The organism is Diaminobutyricimonas aerilata (assembly GCF_002797715.1).
Classification (GTDB): Bacteria; Actinomycetota; Actinomycetes; order Actinomycetales; family Microbacteriaceae; genus Diaminobutyricimonas; species Diaminobutyricimonas aerilata.
Genome location: NZ_PGFF01000001.1, coordinates 2,380,902 through 2,402,416, shown reverse-complemented (window position 1 = coordinate 2,402,416; position 21,515 = coordinate 2,380,902). Strand labels below are relative to the sequence as shown.

20 protein-coding genes and 1 tRNA gene are annotated in these 21,515 nt (G+C 72.8%); 9 read left to right on the top strand and 12 right to left on the bottom strand.

Annotation, left to right across the window (positions count from 1 at the left end):
- Positions 1 to 10 precede the first annotated feature (10 nt).
- Positions 11 to 1,195 (top strand): glycosyltransferase, encoded by a 1,185-nt coding sequence (locus CLV46_RS11585; RefSeq protein ID WP_100364911.1) that lies wholly within the window; start codon positions 11 to 13, stop codon positions 1,193 to 1,195.
- Here CLV46_RS11585 and CLV46_RS11580 read toward each other — a convergent pair.
- From CLV46_RS11580 to CLV46_RS11535, 11 genes are all read right to left on the bottom strand, one after another.
- Positions 1,156 to 2,592 (bottom strand): dihydrolipoyl dehydrogenase family protein, encoded by a 1,437-nt coding sequence (locus CLV46_RS11580; RefSeq protein ID WP_100364910.1) that lies wholly within the window; start codon positions 2,590 to 2,592, stop codon positions 1,156 to 1,158. The genes CLV46_RS11585 and CLV46_RS11580 overlap by 40 nt on opposite strands.
- Positions 2,593 to 2,618: 26 nt before the next feature.
- Positions 2,619 to 3,398 (bottom strand): crotonase/enoyl-CoA hydratase family protein, encoded by a 780-nt coding sequence (locus CLV46_RS11575; protein ID WP_100364909.1) that lies wholly within the window; start codon positions 3,396 to 3,398, stop codon positions 2,619 to 2,621.
- Between the two features lie 9 nt (positions 3,399 to 3,407).
- On the bottom strand, positions 3,408 to 4,214 hold the full coding sequence (locus CLV46_RS11570; protein ID WP_100364908.1) for an arginase family protein: 807 nt from the start codon (positions 4,212 to 4,214) through the stop codon (positions 3,408 to 3,410).
- A 35-nt stretch (positions 4,215 to 4,249) separates the two neighbouring features.
- Complete coding sequence (locus CLV46_RS11565) at positions 4,250 to 4,897, bottom strand: NADPH-dependent F420 reductase (RefSeq protein ID WP_100364907.1); 648 nt, start codon at positions 4,895 to 4,897, stop codon at positions 4,250 to 4,252.
- 158 nt (positions 4,898 to 5,055) lie between these two features.
- On the bottom strand, positions 5,056 to 6,090 hold the full coding sequence (locus CLV46_RS11560) for a DUF418 domain-containing protein (RefSeq protein ID WP_100364906.1): 1,035 nt from the start codon (positions 6,088 to 6,090) through the stop codon (positions 5,056 to 5,058).
- A 4-nt stretch (positions 6,091 to 6,094) separates the two neighbouring features.
- Entirely contained in the window at positions 6,095 to 6,832 is a 738-nt protein-coding gene (locus tag CLV46_RS11555) for a PspA/IM30 family protein (protein ID WP_100364905.1), read from the bottom strand.
- A 46-nt stretch (positions 6,833 to 6,878) separates the two neighbouring features.
- Positions 6,879 to 8,927: a TPM domain-containing protein gene (locus tag CLV46_RS11550; protein ID WP_170028566.1), complete on the bottom strand. Its 2,049-nt coding sequence runs from the start codon at positions 8,925 to 8,927 to the stop codon at positions 6,879 to 6,881.
- A 74-nt stretch (positions 8,928 to 9,001) separates the two neighbouring features.
- Positions 9,002 to 9,763 (bottom strand): hypothetical protein, encoded by a 762-nt coding sequence (locus tag CLV46_RS16790; protein WP_170028564.1) that lies wholly within the window; start codon positions 9,761 to 9,763, stop codon positions 9,002 to 9,004.
- On the bottom strand, positions 9,753 to 10,394 hold the full coding sequence (locus CLV46_RS11545) for a sigma-70 family RNA polymerase sigma factor (protein ID WP_245866774.1): 642 nt from the start codon (positions 10,392 to 10,394) through the stop codon (positions 9,753 to 9,755). Before CLV46_RS11545 ends, CLV46_RS16790 begins: the two co-directional genes overlap by 11 nt.
- Before the next feature lie 58 nt (positions 10,395 to 10,452).
- Complete coding sequence (locus CLV46_RS11540; RefSeq protein WP_157802306.1) at positions 10,453 to 11,532, bottom strand: glycerate kinase; 1,080 nt, start codon at positions 11,530 to 11,532, stop codon at positions 10,453 to 10,455.
- A 77-nt stretch (positions 11,533 to 11,609) separates the two neighbouring features.
- A tRNA-Arg gene (locus CLV46_RS11535) sits at positions 11,610 to 11,685 on the bottom strand.
- Between the two features lie 100 nt (positions 11,686 to 11,785).
- Here CLV46_RS11535 and CLV46_RS11530 point away from each other — a divergent pair.
- Together CLV46_RS11530 and CLV46_RS11525 are read left to right on the top strand one after the other, a co-directional pair.
- A complete protein-coding gene (locus CLV46_RS11530; protein WP_100364902.1) occupies positions 11,786 to 12,442 on the top strand; it encodes a pyridoxine/pyridoxamine 5'-phosphate oxidase in 657 nt (218 codons plus the stop codon).
- Positions 12,439 to 13,230: a transglutaminase-like domain-containing protein gene (locus CLV46_RS11525; RefSeq protein ID WP_100366033.1), complete on the top strand. Its 792-nt coding sequence runs from the start codon at positions 12,439 to 12,441 to the stop codon at positions 13,228 to 13,230. The genes CLV46_RS11530 and CLV46_RS11525 overlap by 4 nt, the downstream gene beginning before the upstream one ends.
- A 9-nt stretch (positions 13,231 to 13,239) precedes the next feature.
- Here the strand turns inward: CLV46_RS11525 and CLV46_RS11520 are convergent, their stop codons facing one another.
- Entirely contained in the window at positions 13,240 to 13,842 is a 603-nt protein-coding gene (locus CLV46_RS11520) for a hypothetical protein (protein ID WP_100364901.1), read from the bottom strand.
- A gap of 119 nt (positions 13,843 to 13,961) precedes the next feature.
- Between CLV46_RS11520 and argS the strand changes: the two genes are divergently transcribed.
- The 6 genes from argS (at position 13,962) to thrB (ending at position 21,420) form a co-directional block, all read left to right on the top strand.
- Positions 13,962 to 15,617 (top strand): arginine--tRNA ligase, encoded by a 1,656-nt coding sequence (argS, locus tag CLV46_RS11515; protein WP_100364900.1) that lies wholly within the window; start codon positions 13,962 to 13,964, stop codon positions 15,615 to 15,617.
- Between the two features lies 1 nt (position 15,618).
- Positions 15,619 to 16,392 carry an LmeA family phospholipid-binding protein gene (locus CLV46_RS11510; RefSeq protein ID WP_100364899.1) on the top strand — a complete coding sequence of 258 codons (774 nt, stop codon included), beginning with the start codon at positions 15,619 to 15,621 and terminating at the stop codon, positions 16,390 to 16,392.
- Positions 16,393 to 16,597: 205 nt separating this feature from the next.
- Complete coding sequence (locus CLV46_RS11505; RefSeq protein ID WP_100364898.1) at positions 16,598 to 18,085, top strand: diaminopimelate decarboxylase family protein; 1,488 nt, start codon at positions 16,598 to 16,600, stop codon at positions 18,083 to 18,085.
- Positions 18,082 to 19,401 carry a homoserine dehydrogenase gene (locus CLV46_RS11500; RefSeq protein ID WP_100364897.1) on the top strand — a complete coding sequence of 440 codons (1,320 nt, stop codon included), beginning with the start codon at positions 18,082 to 18,084 and terminating at the stop codon, positions 19,399 to 19,401. The genes CLV46_RS11505 and CLV46_RS11500 overlap by 4 nt, the downstream gene beginning before the upstream one ends.
- Positions 19,402 to 19,405: 4 nt before the next feature.
- On the top strand, positions 19,406 to 20,482 hold the full coding sequence (gene thrC / locus CLV46_RS11495) for a threonine synthase (RefSeq protein ID WP_100364896.1): 1,077 nt from the start codon (positions 19,406 to 19,408) through the stop codon (positions 20,480 to 20,482).
- Positions 20,479 to 21,420, top strand: a complete 942-nt coding sequence (gene thrB, locus CLV46_RS11490; RefSeq protein ID WP_100364895.1) for a homoserine kinase — start codon at positions 20,479 to 20,481, stop codon at positions 21,418 to 21,420. Before thrC ends, thrB begins: the two co-directional genes overlap by 4 nt.
- Positions 21,421 to 21,515: the final 95 nt, after the last annotated feature.

Sequence of the window (21,515 nt, the reverse complement as noted above, 5' to 3'; positions counted from 1 at the left end):
CAGTGACGGCATGAGCGTGCTGCCGAGAGTGGCTCTCGTGTCGATGCCGCATCCGGACGCCCCGGAGGTCACCGCACCGGATCCGATCCTGCTCGGTACGGCGCGCGCTCTCGCACGGCTCGACGTGCCGGTCGAGGTCGTGTCACCCGGGTCCGGCGGGGTGCGCACCGTCGACGGCGTCACCCTGCGCGACCTGCCCGTCGCCCTCGGCGACGACCCGTCGACCGCCGTCGACGAGTTCGGCGAGGCGATCGCGGTGTTCGCCCGCGCCGGGTCCCCGCGCTACGACGTGCTGCACGCCCACTCCTGGACGAGCGGGCTCGCCGCCCTGCCGGTCGCGATCGAGCTGGGGCTGCCGCTCGTGGTCTCGTTCGCGAGCCTCGCCGCCGTACTCGACGCCGACCGCCCGCCCGGGGTGCCGTCGCCCTCCGAACGGCGCCGGCGATCCGAGACCTTCCTCGTCAACCAGGCCGACGCCGTCGTCGCGTCCTCGTCGGCGGAGGCGACCGCGCTCCTCGACCAGGTGGGGGCCCCGGCCGACCGGGTGTGGGTCGTGCCGCCCGGCGTCGACACCGAGCTGTTCCGCACGGCGGACGAGGCGGAGGCCGAGGCGGTGCGCCTCGACCTCGGCATCGACCCGTCACGGCCCCTCATCGTCATCCCCGGAGCGGTCACCCCGTGGAGCGGGCACGAGCTCGCCGTGCTCGCGCTCGCCGAACTACACGCGTTGCGCGGGTGGGTACCGGTGCTCGTGGCCCCGGGCGCGGGGGACGCGACCGGGATGCTCGAGCTGGCGCGCCGACTGGGCGTCGGCGCCGACGTGCGCCGCGTGAGTCCCCTCGGGGACCGCGCGCGGGCCCGCCTGATGGCGGCCGCCTCCGTGGTTCTCGTGCCCTCGTGGGGCGAGCTCTTCGGGGCCTCCGCGCTCGAGGCCGCCGCCGTGGGGGTGCCCGTGGTCGCCGCACGCAGCGGCGGACTTCGCGAGGCCGTCGCCGACGGCGCGTCCGGCGAACTCGTCGACGGTCGCGATCCGCGCGCGTGGGCGGCCGTACTCGACCGCGTGCTGGCGGCCGATCGATCCGGCGCCCGCCCTGCCGCGCTCGAGCATGCCGCCCGCTTCGGCTGGGCGACGACGGCGACCTCGCTGCTCGGCGTCTACGCCGGCGTGCGCGCCTCCGCCCCCGGGCGACCGTAGGCCTCGAGCAGCCGCAGCCAGACCTCGTTCACCGTGGGATAGGCGGGCACCGCGTGCCAGAGCCGCTCGATCGGCACCTCGCCGACGATCGCGATGGTCGCGGCCTGCAGCATCTCGCTCACGTCCGGCCCGACGAAGGTGACGCCGAGCAGCACGCCGCGGCTCTCGTCGACGACCATCCGAGCCGTTCCCGCGTAGTCGTCGGCGTGCACGCTCGCCCCGGCGACCCAGCCGATCTCGTAGTCGACGACGCGGGTGTCGTAGCCGGCCTCCTCGGCCTGGCGCGCGGTGAGCCCGACGGAGGCGACCTCCGGGTCGGTGAACGTCACCTGGGGCACGGTCGCGTGATCGGCCGTGGCGACATGGGTGCCCCACGGCGCGTCGGACACCGCGAGTCCGCGGGCGCGCGCGGCGATGACGTCGCCGGCCGCACGGGCCTGGTACTTGCCCTGGTGGGTGAGCAGGGCGCGGTGGTTCACGTCGCCGGTGGCGTACAGCCAGTCGAAACCCTCGACCTGCAGCGTGTCGTCGACGCGCAGCCAGTCCCCGGGGGTGAGTCCGATCGTCTCGAGGCCCAGGTCGCCGGTGCGCGGCGTGCGGCCCGTGGCCACGAGCACCTCGCTCGCCGTCACCGACTCGCCGGTGCCGAGTTCGATGTGCACGCCGTCCTCCGAGCGCGTCACGCGTTCCGTCGCGGTGTGCAGGCGCACGTCGACGCCGAGTTCGCGCAGCGACCGCTCGACCGCCTCGCCGGCGAACGGCTCCATGCCCTCGAGCAGGCCGCTGCGGGCGATGAGGGTGACCCTGCTGCCGAGGGTCGCCCACGCGGTGGCCATCTCGGAGGCGACGACACCGCCGCCGAGGATCGCGAGGCTCGCGGGCACCTCCTGGGCGCTCGTGGCCTCGCGGCTGCCCCACGGGTTCGCCTCGGCGAGACCGGGGATGTCGGGGATCTTCGGGTCGGTGCCGACGCTCACGCAGACCGCGTGGCGGGCCACGAGCTCGGTGACCGTGCCATCCTCACCCGTCACCTCGATGCGCTTCGGGCCGGTGAAGCGGGCGTGTCCGCGCACGAGGTCGATGCCGGCGCCGCGCACCCAGTCGACCTGTCCCGCATCGGACCAGTTGCTGGTGAACGCGTTGCGTCGGTCGAGTACCGCGCGCACGTCGAGGTCTCCGGTCACCGCCTCACGGGCTCCGGCGACGCGGCGCGCGGCGCGCAGCGCCGAGCCGCTGCGCAGCAGCGCCTTGGAGGGCATGCAGGCCCAGTAGGAGCACTCGCCGCCCACGAGTTCGGCTTCGACGAGAACGGCGGACAATCCGCCCTGAACGGCGCGGTCCGCGACGTTCTCTCCCACTGCGCCGGCACCGATGACGATCAGGTCGTATTCAGTCATGGCTCGAGGCTAGCGCCGCGATCGGGTCAGCGGCCGGTGAATTCCGCGGGGGTGCGGGCGAGGAACGCCTCCATGCCGATGCGGGCGTCGTCGCTCGCGGCGAGACGCACGAGAGCGGGTTGCAGGGCCTCCGCCGCGCCGGCGCGGTCGTGCAGGGCACGACGGGCGTTCTCGAGGGTGGCCTGCACGGCGAGCGGCGCCTGCGCGGCGATGCGTCGAGCCAGCGCGAGCCCGCGGTCGTACTGCCCGCCGTGCGGCACGACCTCCTGCACGAGGCCGATGCGGTGCGCCTCGGCGGCGTCGAACTCGTCACCGGTGAGCATCCACCGCATGGCCGCTCCCCAGCCGACCGCGGCCGGGAACCGTAGCGTCGCGCCACCGAAGGGGAGGATGCCGCGACTCACCTCGAGCTGCGCGAACCGGGTCGAGTCCGCGGCGACGACGATGTCGCTCGCGAGCGCGAGCTCGATGCCGAGGGTGAAGCAGATGCCCTGCACGGCCAGCACCACGGGTTTGCTGCGTCGCGCGCCCGTGACCTGCCACGGGTCGAGCCCACCGTCGGGAACCGTGTCGATGCCGTCGGGGCCGATGCGGGGCGCGATGTCGGCGAGGTCGAGACCGGCCGTGAAGTGGTCGCCGTGCGCGTAGACGAGACCGGCCCGCAGCTCGGGATCGCGTTCGAGCTCGCCGTAGGCGAGTGCGAGCTCCTGCAGCATCGGCAGGTCGGCGGCGTTGCGCTTGTCGGTGCGGTTCAGGCCGATGAGCAGAACGTGTCCGTCGCGGTCGACGGTGATCCGGGACTCCATCTGCCGATGCTACGGGGCGGGACGCGGGGCCGTCAGGGCGCCGATGACCCGCAGGATGACCGGCAGGTCGTCGTTCGCCGCCGCGGGCGACGCGGGCGCGAACTCCATGAGTCCCGCACCGGCGAGGGGCCAGCGGTCGCGCAGGGCTCCGATGAGCGTGGCGAGGGTGGACCCGTCGAGGCCGAACGGCTCCGGATGACTGAGGCCGGTGATCTCCTCGGGATCGAGCACGTCGAGGTCGACGTGCACGTACACCTCTCGCGCGCCCGTCGCCTCGACCGCGGCGACCAGCGCATCCGGCGTCGTGAGATCGGAGACGGGCACGTGTCGGATGCCCGAGGTCGCGACGTACTCCGATTCGGCATCGTCGAACGAGCGGGTGCCCGCGAGCACCACGCGGTCGGCGGGCAGGCCGCGTTCGATCAGCGTGCGCAGCACCATGCCGTGGAAGGCGCCGCTCGTCGATTCGGCGGGGGAGTTGAGGTCGGGATGCGCGTCGAACCAGACGAGCGCGATGTCGCGGTGGGCGACGTGCTCGACGGCGGCCCACTCCACGCCGCAGTCGCCTCCGACGGTCAGGGCCGGGCCGTCGAGGCGCGCGAGCTGGTCGGTGAGCCGCTCGCGCACGACGCGCACGGAGCTCCACCGCTCGATGCCGGAGCCTTCGCCGTCGCCGGCCTCGAGGGGGACCTCGACGACGCGCGTCGCGGTGCTCGGCAGGTCTCCGCGGATCGCCTCCGCCCCGTCGACGAGCTGCATCGCGCGGGACGAGCCCGATCCCTGCCACTGCGGAACGACGACGAAGGTGAGGGCCATGCCTTCAGTGTGGCACCGCCCCCACCCTCGACGGTTCACATGTCGCGGTACCGCTTCGCGGCTGCGAGGTCGGCGCGCAGCTCGTCCGCGGTGCGCCGCGGGCCGTATCCGGGTGTGTCGCGCTGGATGCGCCAGCCTTCGCTCAGCGGACCGGCATCGACGACGTCGAATCCGAAGGAGTCGATGAGCTCGCCGACGACGCGCTTGGCGTCCTCGTCGTCGCCGGCCACGACGAGGGCACGCCGGTCCTCGGTGCCGGCGGGCTGCCCCTCCTGCGTGAGCGCGCTCGAGTAGATGTGGTTGAACGCCTTCACCACGTGCGACTGGGGCAGGCGCGCTTGCAGCAGCTCCGCGCTCGTCGTGGTCTCGGCGTCCAGCTCGGCGATGTGGCCGTCGCGCTGCGGGTAGTAGTTGTTCGTGTCGATGACGACCTTGCCGGCGAGCGGCTCGGCGGGCACGCTGTCGATCGCGCGCAGCGGGATGGTGACGACGGCGATGTCGGCCGCCTCGGCCGCTCCCTGCACGGTGCCCGCTCGCGCCTGGTCGCCGAGCTCGGCGACGAGGTCGCCGAGGGTCTCCGGGCCGCGCGAGTTGCTGAGCACCACGTCGTGGCCCTGCGCGACCGCGAGGCGCGCGAGCTGGCTGCCGATGTGTCCTGAACCGATGAATCCGATGGTCGTCATGTCCGCCCCAACTGCTCCGCCCCCGCGGGGATTCCCGCTGCTCCGCGCACCCAGCGGATCACCGGTTTGGTCCGTTTCCCGTCAGTAGATGCCCTCATCGGCGCGGCGAAAGGGCATCTACTGACGGGAAACCGCGCCGGCGGGAGCGGGACGTGCGGTCAGCGGGTGCGCCGGAAGGGGGTGATCGTCAGCGCGCGGAACAGTCGCTCGAGCGGCCCCGCGCCGAGGGTGGCGCGCCACACCGTGCCGAAAAGGATCGAGCCGACCGCGAGCGCGGCGAACAACGTCGGCGGGTAGTCGACGTCGAAGCGGTCGGGTCGGGTGTCGATCCACGCGGCGAGCACGAGCAGCTGGGCCACGTACACCGTCAGGGCCATCGACCCCGTCGCGGCGAGGGGCCACGTGACGATCCGGGCTGCGCGCCCGAGGGCTCGCCGCTCGGGCGAGGTGAGCCAGACGAGAATCGCGATCACGACGAGAGCGAGTCCGCCGGAACCGAGCACCTCGGCGGTCGAGTCCGAGTGCGCCTCGGCGTCGACTCCCGGCAGCAGGGCGGCACCGCCGTAGCCGAGCACCATGCCGAGCAGTCCGGTGACCGCGACGACGGTCTGGGTGCGCGCACGGCGCAGGTCGCTGCGGGCGGCGATGAGCCCGGCGGCGAGGTAGGCGAGCCAGATGAGGGCGGGGTAGTAGCCGGTGAGCAGGCGATCGAGCACGAGCGAGCCGCCCTCCGGCACAGCGCCGAGGGCGGCCTCCTTCGCGACCGGGCCGACCACGGCCGCCGCGGCGCCCACGATCGCGACCACCCAGCGCGGCGCGAAGAGCACCGGAAGCAGCAGGAGGAACATCACGCCGTAGTAGTCGAGGATCACGGCGATGTCGGTGCGGAGGCCCCACAACAGCAGGCCGAGCGCGAGCAGCAGGAGACCCCGCATCGCGATGGAGGCGGCCCCGGCGAACCGGGCGGTCCCGCGCGAGGGCGTCGGACCGCCGGTCATGAGGCCGAGCGACACCCCCGCGAGCGTCGCGAACAGCACGGAGGAGCGCCCGTTGACGAGGCTCTCGGCGCCGTCACGTGCGATCGTGTGCGCGGCGAACATGCCGAGCACCGCGAGGGCACGAGCGATGTCGAGACCCGGGAGGCGATCGGGTCCGAAGGTGGTCGGGGCGGCGCGGAACCGCCCCGACCGCACCGCGTCACTCGCCAGCGGTCACCGCTTTCGCGCCGCCGCTCTTGAGGGCGGCGAGCCGCGCCTCGATCTCGGTCTCCCGATCGAGGTCTTCGAGGCTCTCGAACTGGGAGTCGAGCGTCGAGGCGGCGAGTTCCTGCTGCCCCATCACGCGGGCCTCTTCGCGGCGGATCTTGTCTTCGAAGCGTCCGATCTCGCTCGTGGGGTCGAGGATGTCGATGCTCTTGACCGCGTCGATCACGCGGGACTGCGCCTCCGCTGTCTTCTGGCGCGCGATGAGCTCGCTGCGCTTGGTCTTCAGCTGCTCGAGCTTGTCGCGCATCGTGCCGAGACCGGTCTTGAGCTTCTCGACGACCTCGTTCTGCGAGGCGATCGTCGGCTCGGCCTGCTTCGCCTCGTTCTCGGCGGCGAGCTGCTTGCCGATCGCGACCTTGGCGAGCCGGTCGAACTTGTCGGCGTCGGTGGGGTTGCCTGCCGCACGCAGCTCGTCGGCCTTCGCGCTCGCGGCGAGCGCCTTGCGGCCCCAGTCCTGCGCGGCGGCGACGTCTTCGCGGTGGTCCTGCTCGAGCATCCGCAGGTTGCCGATGGTGTCGGCGACGGCGCTCTCGGCCTCCGCGATGCTGTTCGTGTAGTCGCGGACCATCTGGTCGAGCATGAGCTGCGGGTCCTCGGCCTGGTCGAGCAGCGCGTTGATGTTCGCCTTCGCGAGCTGGGCGATGCGCCCGAGGATCGATTGCTTGGCCATGTGCTGGCGTCCTTTCCTGTCGTGGTGTCGTTCGGGTGGGTTCGAGTCAGAATCTGCCGCGCCGGCTGCTGCGCGATCCGCCGCTGCTCCGGGAACTGCGTCGGCTGCCGCCGGAGGAGCGTCGGGATCCGCTGCTCGAGGACCGACCGGAGGACCAGCCGCCCGAGGACCCGCCGAACAGGCCTCCGGAGGAACCGCCCGACCAACCGCCGCTGCGACGGCCCGAGGACCATCCGCCTCCGTCGTAGCCGTATCCGTCGTCGTCTCCGCCGAGCAGGTAGCCGAGCAGTCCGCCGAGTTCGGCGGCACCCGATTGCGCCGGGTGCGGCGCGGCCGACCACCTGTCGCGGTCGGCGCGAGCGAGTCCGAGTGCCGAGTCGGCGAGCGCGGAGGCATGCTGGGCGCGACCGAGGGCGGCCACGGGGTCGGTCTGACCGAGGGTCTCGGCGTCGAGCAGCTGACGCTGGGCCTCGGAGAGGCGGGTGCGCGGGCCGGCGCCGACGGCCCCGCGTCGGGTGTCGATGAACTGCGCCGCCGCGGCGACGCGGGTGCGCGCGGCCTGCACCGCCGTGACGAGTGCGGTCGTCGCCCGTGCCCGGTTCTCCTGCTCGGTTCGCACGGCCGTGAGCACCGCGTCGAGCTGCGCGTTCGCGCTCAGCAGCTCTTGAGCGGCCTCGACGGGGGAGCGGCGTCCGGCACGCGCCCGGTCGAGGGCGGCACGTGCGTCGCCGATGGCGCGGGTCACCTCCTCGGTCGGCGCCGACCCGGCGGCGGTGAGATCGGATTCGGTGTCGGCGATCGCGGCGTCGAGGCGCTGCGCCGCTTCATCGAGGTTGCGCAGGTGCGTGCCCACCGCGTCGAGCAGCGCGTCGGCCTGGGCGAGCGCGACCTGCGCGGCGCGAGCGGGGCCGGCGGCGGAGGTGCCCGCCGCGAGCCGGGCACGGGCCTCGGTGAGCGAGGTGTCGGCGATGCGGAGCACCTCGTCGGCTTGCTCGGCGTTCCCCGCCACCGCGGCGAGCGCGGCCTCGTCGAAGCGCTGCCCGGCCGCCGTCAGGGTGGCCGCCGTCGTGGCGATCCGCTCGCGGAGCGGGGTGAGCCGCGCCCCGAGCTCCGGCACGAGGGTGGGGGCCGCCTTCTCGAGGTCGCGCAGCGCCTCGAACGCGTCGAGCTGGGCGTCGAGCACCGCATCCGCGCCTTCGCAGAGCTGGATGATGCGCCGGGAGATGGCGGCCCGCTGCTCGGGCGTCTCCTGCGTCGTGTCGTCGAGCTGCTGGCGCAGCTGGAACGCCTCGCCGACCTGCGCCGCCGCCTCGTCGATCGCGACCGCGAAGTCGCGGGTGGCCTGCTCGCCGAATTCGGCGATCGCGAATCCGAGCTCCTGGCGGCTGGTGGTGAGCGCGTCGTCGAGCGCCACGAGCATGCCGCCGGCGCGCGTCTCGAGCTCACGTTCCCGGTCGGCGGCGGCGCGCGAGAGTTCGGCGGCACGACGTCGGCGTGCGACGGCGGCGGCGACGAGGAAGACGACGATGGCCGCCGCGAGCACGCCGAGGCCGATGAGCAGCACCGTTCCCCAGGGGAAGGCGTTCCGCTGGCCCGGGTCGGGCTCGCCCGGCGTGATGTCGGGCTCCGGCACCGGCAGCCCCTGCGCGACCGCGGCGAGCCCGTCGGCGGTGGCCACGGCGGCTCCGGCCCAGTCGTTCTCGCGCAGACTCGGCTCGAGGGCGATCGCCTCGACGTCGTCGAGTTGCGCCTCGGTGAGCGGGATGTCGAGGTCGGTCGAGAGCTCGTAGTTGCGGTCGTCGGTCGCGACCGCGAGAAGCACGTCGTTGCGTCCGAGGCCGTTGCGTTCGGCGGTCGCGTCGGCCCAGCCGTCCTCGGCCCCGTCGAAGCGGTCGACGTAGACCACGAACAACTGCAGCCCCGACTGGTCGTAGAGCCGGTCGAGGGCGTCGAGCACTTCGGGTCCACGGTCCTCGAGGGCACCGACCTGGTCGACGACGTACTCGCCGCCGAGGTCGATGGGGGCGGCGGCCTGCGCCGCCGTCGGCGCCGCGATGAGCACCGCCGCGAGGGCGGCGACCGCCAGGGTGCGCACCGACCGCATCGTCCGGATCTCCCTCCACCGACGGAACGTGGCTCGGAGTCTAGCGACGCCGGATGTCGGCATCCTCAGCGCAGGGTGACCGGTTCCGGCGCGCTCACGAGCTGCACGACCCGTCCGTCGCTCAGCGTCACGTCGAGGGCCGCCGACACGGTGTACTCGCCGGCGGGGACGGCGGGGAGATCGTCGGGCAGGCTCGGGAGCGCCTCGTCGTCGGCCGTGCACCGGACCGGCTGCACGGTCGCGTCGAGACGCACGGATGCGCCGGGCGCGAGGTCGATGACGGCGACGGCTCCGAGGTCGCTCGAGTGCCACCGCACGATCCCCTCCTCGCCGAGGGTCGTGGCCGGAGGCGCCGAGGCCGTGCCCCGCACCGCTGCCACGCCGTCGTTGGTCAGCACGACGACGCCCGCGAGGGGAGTGCCGACCGGGGCGTCCGCGGGGAACTCGACGTCGACCGTGAGGCCGTCCACGGCGACGGGGAGGGCGACGGCGCCCTCGCATCCGTTCACCTTGTAGGCCGGGGCCAGGTCGGTCGTCGAGAACGAGTCGGTCGACTCCTCCGCCGAGTCGGGGGCGCCGGTTCCCGGTGCGCCATCCGCGGCGCCCGACTCGGCGCCTCCGGAGGTGACCGTCGCCTGGGGCGGGAGCGTCACGACGACCGCCGTCACGACCGCGGCCGCCGACGCCACGACACCCGCGCCGGCGGCGAACTTTCGCACGCGGCGCCGTCCGCGCGCTCGACGCACGACCGATCCCACGTCGATCGTCGGCGTCGGGTCGTTCCGGTGCCCATCCAAGGCGTCGCGGAGTCCGCGTTCATCGGCCATGGTGCCCCCCTCCGCTTCCCGCGTCGTGCGCCGGATCGAGCGCGATCGCGAGCTTCGCGAGCGCGTCGCTGAGGTAGCGCTTGACCGTCCCGGGGCTGATCCCGAGCCACTCGGCGATGTCGTCGACCTTGAGGTCCTCGTAGTAGCGCAGCACGACGCAGGCCCGCTCGCGCGGGGACAGTCGCTGCAACTGCTCGGTGAGATCCATGCGCTCCTGGAGCGCGTCGGTCGCTGCAGGCACCTCGTCGGGCCGGTACGCGAGGTGGGCGATGCGCCTCCAGCGTTGCCGTCGTCGCGCCCGGTCCACGTGGGTGGTCAGGATGCTGCGGCGCACGTACGCCTCGGCGCTCTGCACCGTGAGTCCGGCCCGCAGCCGGCCGAAGGTCTTCACGAGCGCGTCCTGCACCAGGTCGGCGGCGTCATCGGGGCTGCCGCACAGCAGTTGCGCGTAGCGCAGCAACGCGTCGCCGCGGTCGGCGACGAGCCGCGCCACGACGGCCTCCCAGGGCTCCTCACGGCGCACGGCGGAGGGCTCGTCCGGCCCGGCTGCCTCGCGGTCGTGCGGCACGGTGCTCCTCGGTGTCGACGCCATTCTGCCGTGGACGCCGGCGGGCAGCAGTGTCGTGCTCACGGCGATCCTCCCTTCCCTTACTGAGACGGGCGGGGAGGACGTTCCGTTGGGGGAGTGCTCAGCCGAGTTCGCGGGCGGCCATGCGCCCGGCGGCCTCGAGCCACTTCGCCGGCTCGGCGATCGCCTGCTCCACCGAGCCGGCGATCGCGGTCAGCGCGACGCCCCACTGCGGCGGGGCCGTGGTGATCTGTCCCGCGATCACCCCGGCGGGCACCCCCGCGGCACGGGCCGTGGCGAGCGTGCGGCCGACGATCTTGCCGCCGAGCGACTGCTCGTCGAAGCGTCCTTCGCCGGAGAGGACGAGATCGGATGCGGCGATGCGCTCGGGCAGGCCGACGAGCGCCGCGAGATGGTCGGCGCCCGAGACGATGCGGGCGTCGTAGGCGGCGAGGAGACCGAACCCGGTGCCACCCGCGGCGCCCGTGCCCGCCACGGACGGATCGCCGCCGAGCAGGGAGGCGAAGTGCGCGAGGGCACGGTCGAGCAGTGCGACGTCGTGCTCGGCGGCGCCCTTCTGCGGCCCGAACACCGCCGCGGCGCCCGTCGGGCCGAGCAGCGGGGCGGTGACGTCGCTCAGAAGGGTCACGCCCCCGGGGATGGGACGGAGGCCCGACCGGTCGACGGTGCGCACCTCGAGGAGTGCCGCCCCTCCGTCGGACACGTCGGCGCCGTGCTCGTCGAGCAGCCGCAGTCCGAGCGCGCGGAGGGCGCCCGCGCCCCCGTCGGTCGAGGCCGACCCGCCGAGTCCCACGACGATCGAGGTCGCGCCGTCGTCGAGCGCGCGCCCGATCACCTCACCGAGCCCGCGCGTGGTCGCGTGGAGCGGGTCGAGGCCGCCCATGAGCGGCAGCCCCGACGACTGCGCGAGTTCGACCACCGCGACGCCGCCGGGCAGTGCCAGGTACTCGCCGGCGACGGGCCGCCCGTCCGGTCCGGTGACCGTGCCCGCGGAGCGACGCGCGGCATCCGGCATCGCCTGCTCCATCGCGTCGAGGGTGCCCTCGCCTCCGTCCGCGAGCGGCACGAGCACGAGCTCGTCGTCGGGGCGCTGCTCGCGCCATCCCGCGGCGATCGCCGCGGCGACCTCGCGAGCGGTCAGCGAGCCTTTGAAGGAGTCCGGGGCGATGACGACACGCACGAGGGCCAAGGGTACCGCCGAGGCCCGCACCGTCGTGCCGCAGAGAAAAAGCCCCAGCGCCATGGGCGCTGGGGCATTGGTGCCCCCGGAGGGATTCGAACCCCCGACCTTCGGTACCGGAAACCGGCGCTCTATCCCCTGAGCTACGGAGGCGTGCGCTCCAACCCTAGACCATCCGCGGTGCCCTCGACCGCGCCTCCGTGGTCGCCGTGCCGGGCTGTCGGCGGGGGTGTGGGCCGCCTAGGTTGAGACCATGGCCACCCCCGACGACCTGCGCTCCCGGCTGCGTTCCCTGAAGCCCTTCGAGGCTCGGCTGCCCCTCTTCGACCCGGACGCGCTGCCGGAGGAGCCGCTGCCGGCCGTCATCGAGTGGGTGCAGCAGGCCATCGACGCCGGCGTGGCCGTGCCGCACGCCATGACGCTCGCCACGGCGACCGAGGACGGGGTGCCGAACGCGCGCACGCTGCTGCTGAAAGACGTCGACGAGCGCGGTCTCTGGTTCGCGTCGGTGAACTCCGGACCCAAGGGCCTCGAGCTCGAGGGCAACCCCCGTGCCGCGCTCGTGCTCTACTGGCGGGAGCAGGGTCGCCAGCTGCGGGTGACCGGCACCGTGCGGGTCGCCGAACGCGAGATCGCCGAGCGCGACTTCCTCTCGCGGCATCCGATCGCCCGCGCCGGCGCGATCGCCGGCCGCCAGAGCAGCGAGATGCCGGACGACGCCGAGCAGCAGCTCGCCGACGCCCAGCGGTTGGTCGCGGAGCAGCCCGACTTCGTGCCCGAGGACTGGACGGCGTACTACGTGGAACCGGAGACCGTCGAGTTCTGGCAGGCGACGCCGGATCGCGACCAGATGCGGGTGCGCTACCGCCGGTTCGGAGTCGGCTGGCGTCGCGACAGGCTGTGGCCGTGAGACGCGTCGTCACCGCCGACATCGAGGCTCTTCTCGGCGATTCCACCGCACTCGCGTTCGCGGTCGCCGTCGCCGACGGGGTGGAACGGGACGAGGAGCTCGAGCTGTCCCTCGACGGACGCCCCGTCGAGGCGACCGAGCTCGCCGACCTGCACGACACACGGCTGCACGCCCTCCGCGCGGGCCCCGGCCGGCTGGCGCTGCGGTACCGCGCGGTCGTGAGCGGGCAGGCGGAACCGCCGTCCGTCACACCGCTCGACGCGATCGTCTACGCCCGGCCGAGCCGTTACTGCCCCTCGGACGCGCTCACGCCGACCGCGCGCGAACTCTTCGCCGGACTCGCCGGGCACGACCTCCTGCGGGCGGTGCGCGACTGGGTGAACGGGCGCACGGCGTACGTGTCGGGATCGAGTTCACCGACCGACAGTGCGATGGAGACGCTGCTGTCCCGGCGGGGGGTGTGCCGCGACTTCGCACACCTGGTGATCGCGATGCTCCGCGCCCTCGACGTGCCCGCGCGCCTCGTGGCGGTGTACGCGCCGGGCCTCGCCCCGATGGACTTCCACGCCGTCGTCGAGGCGGCGGTCGATGGTCGCTGGTTCGTGCTCGACGCGACGGGTCTCGCCCCGCGGCAGTCGCTCCTGCGCATCTCCACCGGGCGCGACGCGGCCGACACGGCGTTCCTCACGAACACGCTCGCCGACCTCGAGCTCACCCGGCTCGAGGTCAGCGCGACCGTCGACGAACTGCCCGGCGACGACCACACCGCGCCCGTGCAGCTCGGCTGAGCACGCCGATCAGGGAAGGGCGGCGAGCGAAGCCGCGACGATGTCGATGGCGTCGCCCGGCTCGAGGTAGAAGCTCGACCGCGTCGAGACCCAGTAGTCGCGATCGAACGCGTCGGCCTCGCCGACCCCGTCTGCGACGGTGAAGTATCCCTCCACACCGTAGGTGGGCACCATCGTGCTCTCGCCGAACGCGCGGTTCTTCTGCAGCGTCAAGGCCTCGTCGGGCAGTTTCGCGACCGCGACGGTGAGCAGTTCGTTGCTCGTCAGGTTCTGCCACTGGCAGACGAGCCCCTTCTGCTCCTGCGCGATCGCGGCATCCGAGCCCTCGTCGATCGTCGGCTCGGGCAGCAGCGCGAAGTTCGGGTTGTAGGCGTACATGACATCCGGCGTGACCAGCTGATCGCAGTCCACCCCGACCGGCTCCCCGACGATCGGGTCTTCGGTCGGAGTCGGCTCGGGCGTCGCCGAGGCGGACCCGGATGCGCTCGGTCGCGGTGTCGAGGTCGGATCGGGCTCCGCTCCCTCTCCGGTGGGGGTGCACGCCGCGAGCGCGGCGGCGAGCGCGCCGACGACGGCGAGCGCAGCGAACGGACGGACGACGACCTGACCCATGCCCCCCATCATGCGTGCCAGTGCCGCGCCGACACGAACGGGAATCGCCCCGGCCCGGGAAATCCGTCTGCAGGATGACCCGGCCGCCCCCGCGACGGGGGCCGGTAGGATCGGGCACCGTGAATCCCGCCGACCTCTCCGCCCTCCTGCTCACCGTCGTCACGGACGTCGTCGAGCGACGAGGCGGGGGAGCGGACGTGTCCGAGGTGCCGCTCGAGCGGCCTCGCAACCGGGATCACGGGGACTGGGCGACCAACATCGCCATGCGGCTCGCGAAGCCGCTCGGCGTGCCGCCGCGCGATCTCGCGGCCGAGCTCGCCGAGGGCTTCCGCGCCCTGCCGGGCATCGCGTCGGTCGAGGTGGCCGGACCCGGGTTCATCAACCTGACCCTCGACGCCGCCGCGGCGGGCGAGGTGGCACGCACGATCGTCGAATCCGGCGACGAGTACGGGCGCAACGACTCCCTCGCGGGGCAGAGCATCAACCTCGAGTTCGTGTCGGCCAACCCGACCGGACCCCTGCACATCGGGCACACGCGGTGGGCCGCCCTCGGCGACTCCCTCGCCCGGGTGCTCAAGGCGTCCGGCGCCGCTCTCGCCAGCGAGTTCTACATCAACGACGCCGGCAACCAGATGGACAACTTCGGGGCGTCGGTGCTCGCCGCGGCGAAGGGCGAGCCGACGCCGGAGAACGGGTACCCGGGCGCCTACATCGGCGAGCTCGCCCAGCAGGCACTCGAGCGGCGTCCCGACCTGCTCGAGCTGCCCGCCGACGAGGCCCTCGCCGTCGCCCGTGAGCTCGGGTACGAGCTGCAGCTCGCGGAGATCCGGGAATCGCTCGAGCGTTTCAACGTGCACTTCGACGTGTGGTTCAGCGAGCGGCAGCTCCACGCTCCCGGCGACGGCGGCGTGCCGAGCGCGATCGACCAGGCCGTCGACCGCTTGCGCGCGCAGGGCCACGTCTTCGACGAGGACGACGCCGTGTGGGTGCGCACGACCGACTTCGGCGACGACAAGGACCGGGTCATCCGGCGCGGCAACGGCGTGTACACCTACTTCGCCGCCGACGCCGCCTACTACCTGAGCAAGAGCGACCGCGGCTTCGCGCACAAGATCTACCTGCTGGGCGCCGACCACCACGGCTACGTGCACCGGCTGAAGGCGCTCGCGGGGGCGGCCGGCGACGATCCGGACCGCGACATCGAGGTGCTCATCGGACAGCTCGTCAGCATCAACGGGGCGCGACTGTCGAAGCGTGCCGGCAATGTCATCGAGCTCAACGACCTGCAGGCGTGGCTCGGCACGGATGCGCTGCGGTACTCCCTCGCTCGCTACCCGGCCGACTCGCCGCTCACCCTCGACCCCGAGCTGCTGCAGAAGCGCACGAACGACAACCCCGTCTTCTACGTGCAGTACGCGCACGCCCGCACCCGCTCGGTGGCGCGGAACGCGATCGACTCGGGAGTGGATCGTTCCGGATTCGACGCGGGGCTGCTCGAGCACGAGACCGAGAGCGTGCTGCTCGGGGCGCTCGCCGAGTTCCCGCGCATCGTCGCCCAGGCCGCGCAGCTTCGTGAGCCGCACCGCATCGCGCGTTACGCCGAGCAACTGGCCGCTTCGTACCACAAGTGGTACGACAACTGCCGCATCATCCCGCTCGGCGACGAGCCCGTCGGCGATCTGCACCGCACGCGGCTGTGGCTCAACGACGCGACGGGTCAGGTGCTGCGCAACGCCTTGCATCTGCTCGGCGTGAGCGCCCCGGACCGGATGTGACATGAGCGGCGAGCAGCAGACCGTGGTGCTCGAGCCGGCCACGCCGCGCCCGCGGCGCAAGCGGTGGCCGATCGTGCTGTCGGTGCTGCTCGTGCTGATCGTCGGCGGCCTCGTCGCGGCGGACTCCCTCGGCCGGCACTACGCCCAGCAGCGCCTCGAGGCGGAGATCGCCTCGCGGTTACCGGAGGGCTCGGGCGCGGTCGACGTGCACATCGGCGGCTTCTCGTTCCTCGCCCAGTACCTGGCCGGCTCGTTCGACCAGGTGATCCTCGACGCCCCGAGCATCGCCGTCGAGGGCACGACCGCGTCGGCGAGCATCGTCGCGAACGGGGTGCCCACGGATCGCACGACGCCGGTGCGCAGCGGCACGGGCCGGCTCGTGATCGACTCCGAGGCGCTCAACGAGGTCGTGACCCCGGTCGACGCGGTGGGCGGTTTCCAGCTGGTCGACGGGGTGGTGCGCTACGAAGGCGCCACCGAGTTCCTCGGGCTCGACATCAGCTTCCTCGCCGATCTCGCCCCGTCCGTGGACGACGGCCGCATCCTCCTCACGCCCGCCGAGGTGACGCTCACCGGTGGGGGAGCGTCGTTGCGGCTCGACCAGATCTTCCCCGACATCTCCCGCCTCGAGGTGCCCTTCTGCGCCGCCGAGCTACTGCCGCGCGGCGTCGTGCTGGAGGACGCGATCATCCAGGCCGACGCGCTGGTCATCACCGTGAGCGCGCGCGACCTCGTGCTCTCGAGCGACACCCTCTCCGACCGGGGCTCGTGCTGAGCTCGTCGAAGCGCTCGTGCTGAGCTCGTCGAAGCGCTCGTGCTGAGCCCGTCGAAGCGCTTGTGCTGAGCTCGTCGAAGCGGTCCTGCTGAGCTCGTCGAAGCACTGAGGCGGGTGCCGGGTTCGGTACTATGCGTGTGGCTTCAGGGACCAAGCCGGGTCCGCTCGCCTCACCGTCGATGAACCCGATCCCCTGTGAGGTCTCGTGCCCGTCAATCCGCTCGCTCCCGAGTGGCTGCGTGAGCCGCGTGATGTGAACGCCCTGCCCGACCGCGTCTGGTCGTCGGCGGTGGAACGCGGCGCCGACGGGGTCGTGCGCATCGGGGGCGTCGGCGTGGACGAGATCCGCGAGCGCTTCGGCACCCCCGTCTACGTCGTCGACGAGGCTGATGTGCGTGGGCGTGCGGAGCACGTGCGGGCGGCATTCGATCGTGAGTTCGCGCGCGTCGGCTCCCGCGCGGCGGTGTACTACGCGGGTAAGGCGTTCCTCAGCACAGAGGTCGCACGCTGGGTCCGCGAGGCCGGACTGCGCATCGACGTCGCGAGCGGCGGTGAACTCGCCGTGGCGCTCGCCGCGGGGGTGGAGCCCGCCGCCCTCGGACTGCACGGCAACAACAAGTCCGACCGCGAACTCGATCGTGCGGTGAGCGTCGGGCTCGGCGCGATCGTGCTCGACAGCGAGGCCGAGATCGGCCGGGTCGCCGAGACCGCCCGCCGTCACGGCCGGCGCCAGGCGGTCCGCTTGCGGGTCAACTCCGGCGTGCACGCCCACACCCACGAGTTCCTCGCCACCGCCCGCGAGGACCAGAAGTTCGGCGTACCCCTCACCGAGGTCGAGCGGCTCGTCGCGGCCATCCGCGCCGAGGACTCGCTCGAGTTCCTCGGGCTCCACTCGCACATCGGGTCGCAGATCTTCGAGACCCAGGGCTTCGCCGAGGCCGCGAACCGGCTGCTGCCCGTGCACGCGCGACTGCTCGCCGGCGGGCCGGTGCCCGAGCTCAATCTCGGCGGCGGATTCGGCATCGCCTACACCGAGGTCGACGAGGCACCGGATGTGGCCGGCATCGCCGCCGCCCTCGCCGACATCGTCGCCGACGCGTGCGCCGAGCTCGGCATCCCCGTGCCGGCCGTCGCCGTCGAGCCGGGCCGCGCGATCATCGGTCCGTCGACCGTCACGGTGTATGAAGTGGGCACGATCAAGCCCGTCGAGGTCTCCCTCCCCGTGCCCGACCCCGTGCAGGCGGGGGAGCCGGTCGAGCGCGTGGCGCCGACGGGTTCGGCGACCCGGCTCTACGTGAGCGTCGACGGCGGCATGGGCGACAACATCCGACCGGCGCTGTACGGAGCCGAGTACTCCGCCCGCGTGCTCTCCCGCGCCTCCGACGCCGAGCCGGTGCTCTCGCGGGTCGTCGGCAAGCACTGCGAGAGCGGCGACATCGTCGTGCACGCGGAGTACCTGCCGGGCGACATCCGCCCCGGCGACCTGCTCGGCGTGCCGGCGACCGGCGCGTACTGCTGGTCGCTCGCGAGCAACTACAACTACCTCGGGCGTCCACCCGTCGTCGCGGTGCGCGACGGCGACGCCCGCCTGATCGTCCGCGGCGAGACGGAGGACGACCTCCTCGCCCGCGACATGGGCCTCACCACGGCCACCGCCCCCGCCACCCGAACCGACACCGGAGATCGAGCATGATCGAGTACCGCAACCTGCGCATCGCCATCCTCGGAGCGGGGTCGGTGGGCTCGCAGGTCGCCAAACTGCTGCTCGAGCACCGGGAGGAGCTCGCGCAGCGCGTCGGCGCCGGGCTCGAGCTCGTCGGCGTCGCCGTGCGCGACCTCGACGCCCCCCGTCGTGCCGACATCCCGCGCGAGCTGCTGACGACCGACGCCGAGTCGCTCATCCTCGGCGCCGACATCGTCGTCGAGCTCATCGGCGGCCTCGAGCCCGCCCGCACCCACATCCTCACCGCGATCAACTCGGGCGCCGACGTCATCACCGGCAACAAGGCGCTGCTCGCCACGCACGGGCCGGAGCTGTTCGAGGCCGCCGAGCAGGTCGGTGCCCAGCTCTACTACGAGGCCGCCGTCGGCGGGGCGATCCCGATCATCCGCCCGCTGCGCGACAGCCTCGCCGGCGACCGGGTCGAGCGCATCCTCGGCATCGTGAACGGCACGACCAACTTCATCCTCGACCGCATGGACTCGACGGGGGAGAGCCTGCACGACGCGCTCGCCGTCGCGACCGAGCTCGGCTACGCCGAGGCCGACCCCACCGCCGACATCGAGGGTTACGACGCGGCGCAGAAGGCGGCGATCCTCGCGAGTCTCGCCTTCCACACGAGCGTGCCGCTCGAGGCGGTCTACCGCGAGGGCATCACCTCGATCACGCACGACCAGGTCGTGGCCGCCCGCAAGGCCGGCTACGTCGTCAAGCTCCTCGCGATCTGCGAACGCGCGACCGACCCCGCGACCGGCGTGCACGGCGTGAGCGCCCGCGTGCACCCGGCCCTCGTGCCGCTCGCGCACCCGCTCGCCGCGGTGCACGGAGCCAACAACGCGGTCTTCCTCGAGGCCGAGGCCGCGGGCAGCCTGATGTTCTACGGCGCCGGCGCGGGTGGGCTCGAGACGGCGTCGGCGGTGCTGGGCGACCTCGTCTCCGCCGCACGCCGGCACGTCGTCGGCGGCCCCGGCGTCGCGGAATCGACCCACGCCGACCTGCCCGCGCTGCCCATCACCGCCGTCACCACGCGGTACCAGATCACGTTGCGCGTGCTCGACCAGCCGGGTGTGCTCGCCGCCATCGCGGGGGTGTTCAGCGACAACGGCGTGTCGGTCGAAGCGGTCGAGCAGCATGTCGGCGATGGTCAGGAGAGTGGACCGGCCACCGCTACCCTGGTGATCGGCACCCACGAGGCGAGCGAGGCCGCTCTGGCCGCGACCGTCGATGCGCTCGAATCCCGGAACGTCGTCGACTCGGTCGAATCCGTTCTGCGAGTAGAAGGACTATAGAGCGATGGCTCATCAGTGGCGCGGCGTGCTCCGCGAATACGCCGACCGCCTCGACGTCACCGACGCGACCCCGGTCGTGACCCTCGGCGAGGGCGGCACTCCGCTCCTGCCGGCGCCCGCGCTCAGCGAGCGCACGGGCGCGCGGGTGTTCGTCAAGTACGAGGGCATGAACCCGACCGGGTCGTTCAAGGACCGCGGCATGACGATGGCGATCTCGAAGGCCGTGGAGCACGGCGCGAAGGCCGTGATCTGCGCCTCGACCGGCAACACCTCCGCCTCGGCCGCCGCGTACGCGACCCACGCCGGCATCACCGCCGCGGTGCTCGTGCCCGAGGGCAAGATCGCCATGGGCAAGCTGAGCCAGGCCATCGCGCACAACGCCGAGCTGCTGCAGGTGCAGGGCAACTTCGACGACTGCCTCGACATCGCCCGCGATCTCGCCGCGAACTACCCGGTGCACCTCGTCAACTCGGTCAACAACGACCGCATCGAGGGGCAGAAGACCGCCGCGTTCGAGGTCGTCGAGGTGCTCGAAGACGCCCCCGACTTCCACTTCATCCCCGTCGGCAACGCGGGCAACTACACCGCGTACACCCGCGGATACCGCGAGGAGCTCGAGCGGGGCATCAGCACCAAGCTGCCGCGCATGTTCGGCTTCCAGGCCGCAGGCAGCGCCCCGATCGTCCGCGGCGAGGTGGTCAGCCATCCCGACACGATCGCGAGCGCGATCCGCATCGGGAATCCCGCCTCGTGGAAGCTCGCCCTCGAGGCGCGCGAAGCCACCGACGGGTACTTCGGGGCCATCGACGACGACGCGATCCTCGCCGCTCACCGCATCCTCTCCCGTGAGGTCGGCATCTTCGTCGAACCCGCCTCCGCCATCAGCGTCGCCGGGCTGCTCGAGCGCTCGGAAGCGGGCGCGGTGCCGCGCGGCGCGACCGTCGTGCTCACGGTGACCGGGCACGGACTCAAGGACCCGCAGTGGGCCCTCCGCGGACCGGACGGCGTCGAGGCGAGCCCGACGGTCGTGCCGGTCGACGTCGACGAGATCGCCGGCGTGCTCGGACTCGGGCGGTCATGACCGCCGTCCCGGTGGGCCGGTCGGTCCACGTCAAGGTCCCGGCGACGAGCGCCAACCTCGGACCGGGGTTCGACACCCTGGGACTCGCGGTCGCCCTCTACGACGAGCTCGAGGTGACCGTGCGCGAGCAGCCCGGCGCCACGGTGGACGTGCGCGGTGTCGGCGAGGGCGAGGTGCCGACGGACGAGTCGAACCTCGTCGTGCGCTCGATCGGCCACGCCTTCGCGCGCGCGGGAGTCCCGATGCCGGGCCTCGACCTCGTCGCGCACAACTCGATCCCGCACGGCCGCGGCATGGGCAGCTCCGGCGCGGCGATCGTCGCGGGCATCATGGCGGCGAAGGGGCTGCTCGAGGGCATCGTCGAACTCGACGCGCAAGACGTGCTGACGTTGGCCACCGACCTCGAGGGCCACCCCGACAACGTCGCCCCGGCGATCTTCGGCGGCCTCACGATCGCGTGGATGACGCCGGACGGCCCGCAGCACAAGAAGCTCACCGTGCACCGCGGCGTCTCGCCGCTCATCCTCGTGCCCGAGGCCACCATGTCGACGAAGCTCGCCCGCAGCCTGCAGCCCGCATCGGTGCCGCACGAGGACGCGATCTTCAACGTCTCACGCTCCGCCCTGCTCATCGCCGCGCTCATCCAGAGCCCCGAGCTGCTGCACGCGGCGACCGAGGACAAGCTGCACCAGAGCTACCGCGCGAGCGCGATGCCCGAGACCGATCGGCTCATCACCGTGCTGCGCGCGAACGGTCTCGCGGCCGTCGTCTCGGGTGCCGGTCCGTCCATCCTCGTGCTCGGCAGCAGCCCTGCCGAACGGCAGGTCGCCGCCGCCCTCGTCGACGCGAACGCCGACACGGCGTGGCAGGCGCTCATGCTGGCCGTCGACTTCAAAGGTGCTACAGTGGTGCCGCATTCGGTTGACGCGCTGGTTTGACGCAGCGGCCCCGGACAGCATCCATTTCAAGCACTCGCTTACCGCAGCATCACACGCCGGCGATCCGGCCGATGCTGAAGCCCGAGAACGTTCTC

What these genes read in the sequence shown, in the direction of transcription:
- CLV46_RS11585 (WP_100364911.1), top strand. Translation starts at nt 11, where the DNA reads ATGAGCGTGCTGCCGAGAGTGGCTCTCGTGTCGATGCCGCATCCGGAC.
- CLV46_RS11580 (WP_100364910.1), bottom strand. Translation starts at nt 2,592, where the DNA reads ATGACTGAATACGACCTGATCGTCATCGGTGCCGGCGCAGTGGGAGAG.
- CLV46_RS11575 (WP_100364909.1), bottom strand. Translation starts at nt 3,398, where the DNA reads ATGGAGTCCCGGATCACCGTCGACCGCGACGGACACGTTCTGCTCATC.
- CLV46_RS11570 (WP_100364908.1), bottom strand. Translation starts at nt 4,214, where the DNA reads ATGGCCCTCACCTTCGTCGTCGTTCCGCAGTGGCAGGGATCGGGCTCG.
- CLV46_RS11565 (WP_100364907.1), bottom strand. Translation starts at nt 4,897, where the DNA reads ATGACGACCATCGGATTCATCGGTTCAGGACACATCGGCAGCCAGCTC.
- CLV46_RS11555 (WP_100364905.1), bottom strand. Translation starts at nt 6,832, where the DNA reads ATGGCCAAGCAATCGATCCTCGGGCGCATCGCCCAGCTCGCGAAGGCG.
- CLV46_RS16790 (WP_170028564.1), bottom strand. Translation starts at nt 9,763, where the DNA reads ATGGCCGATGAACGCGGACTCCGCGACGCCTTGGATGGGCACCGGAAC.
- CLV46_RS11530 (WP_100364902.1), top strand. Translation starts at nt 11,786, where the DNA reads ATGGCCACCCCCGACGACCTGCGCTCCCGGCTGCGTTCCCTGAAGCCC.
- CLV46_RS11520 (WP_100364901.1), bottom strand. Translation starts at nt 13,842, where the DNA reads ATGGGTCAGGTCGTCGTCCGTCCGTTCGCTGCGCTCGCCGTCGTCGGC.
- CLV46_RS11510 (WP_100364899.1), top strand. Translation starts at nt 15,619, where the DNA reads ATGAGCGGCGAGCAGCAGACCGTGGTGCTCGAGCCGGCCACGCCGCGC.
- CLV46_RS11500 (WP_100364897.1), top strand. Translation starts at nt 18,082, where the DNA reads ATGATCGAGTACCGCAACCTGCGCATCGCCATCCTCGGAGCGGGGTCG.
- thrC (WP_100364896.1), top strand. Translation starts at nt 19,406, where the DNA reads ATGGCTCATCAGTGGCGCGGCGTGCTCCGCGAATACGCCGACCGCCTC.
- thrB (WP_100364895.1), top strand. Translation starts at nt 20,479, where the DNA reads ATGACCGCCGTCCCGGTGGGCCGGTCGGTCCACGTCAAGGTCCCGGCG.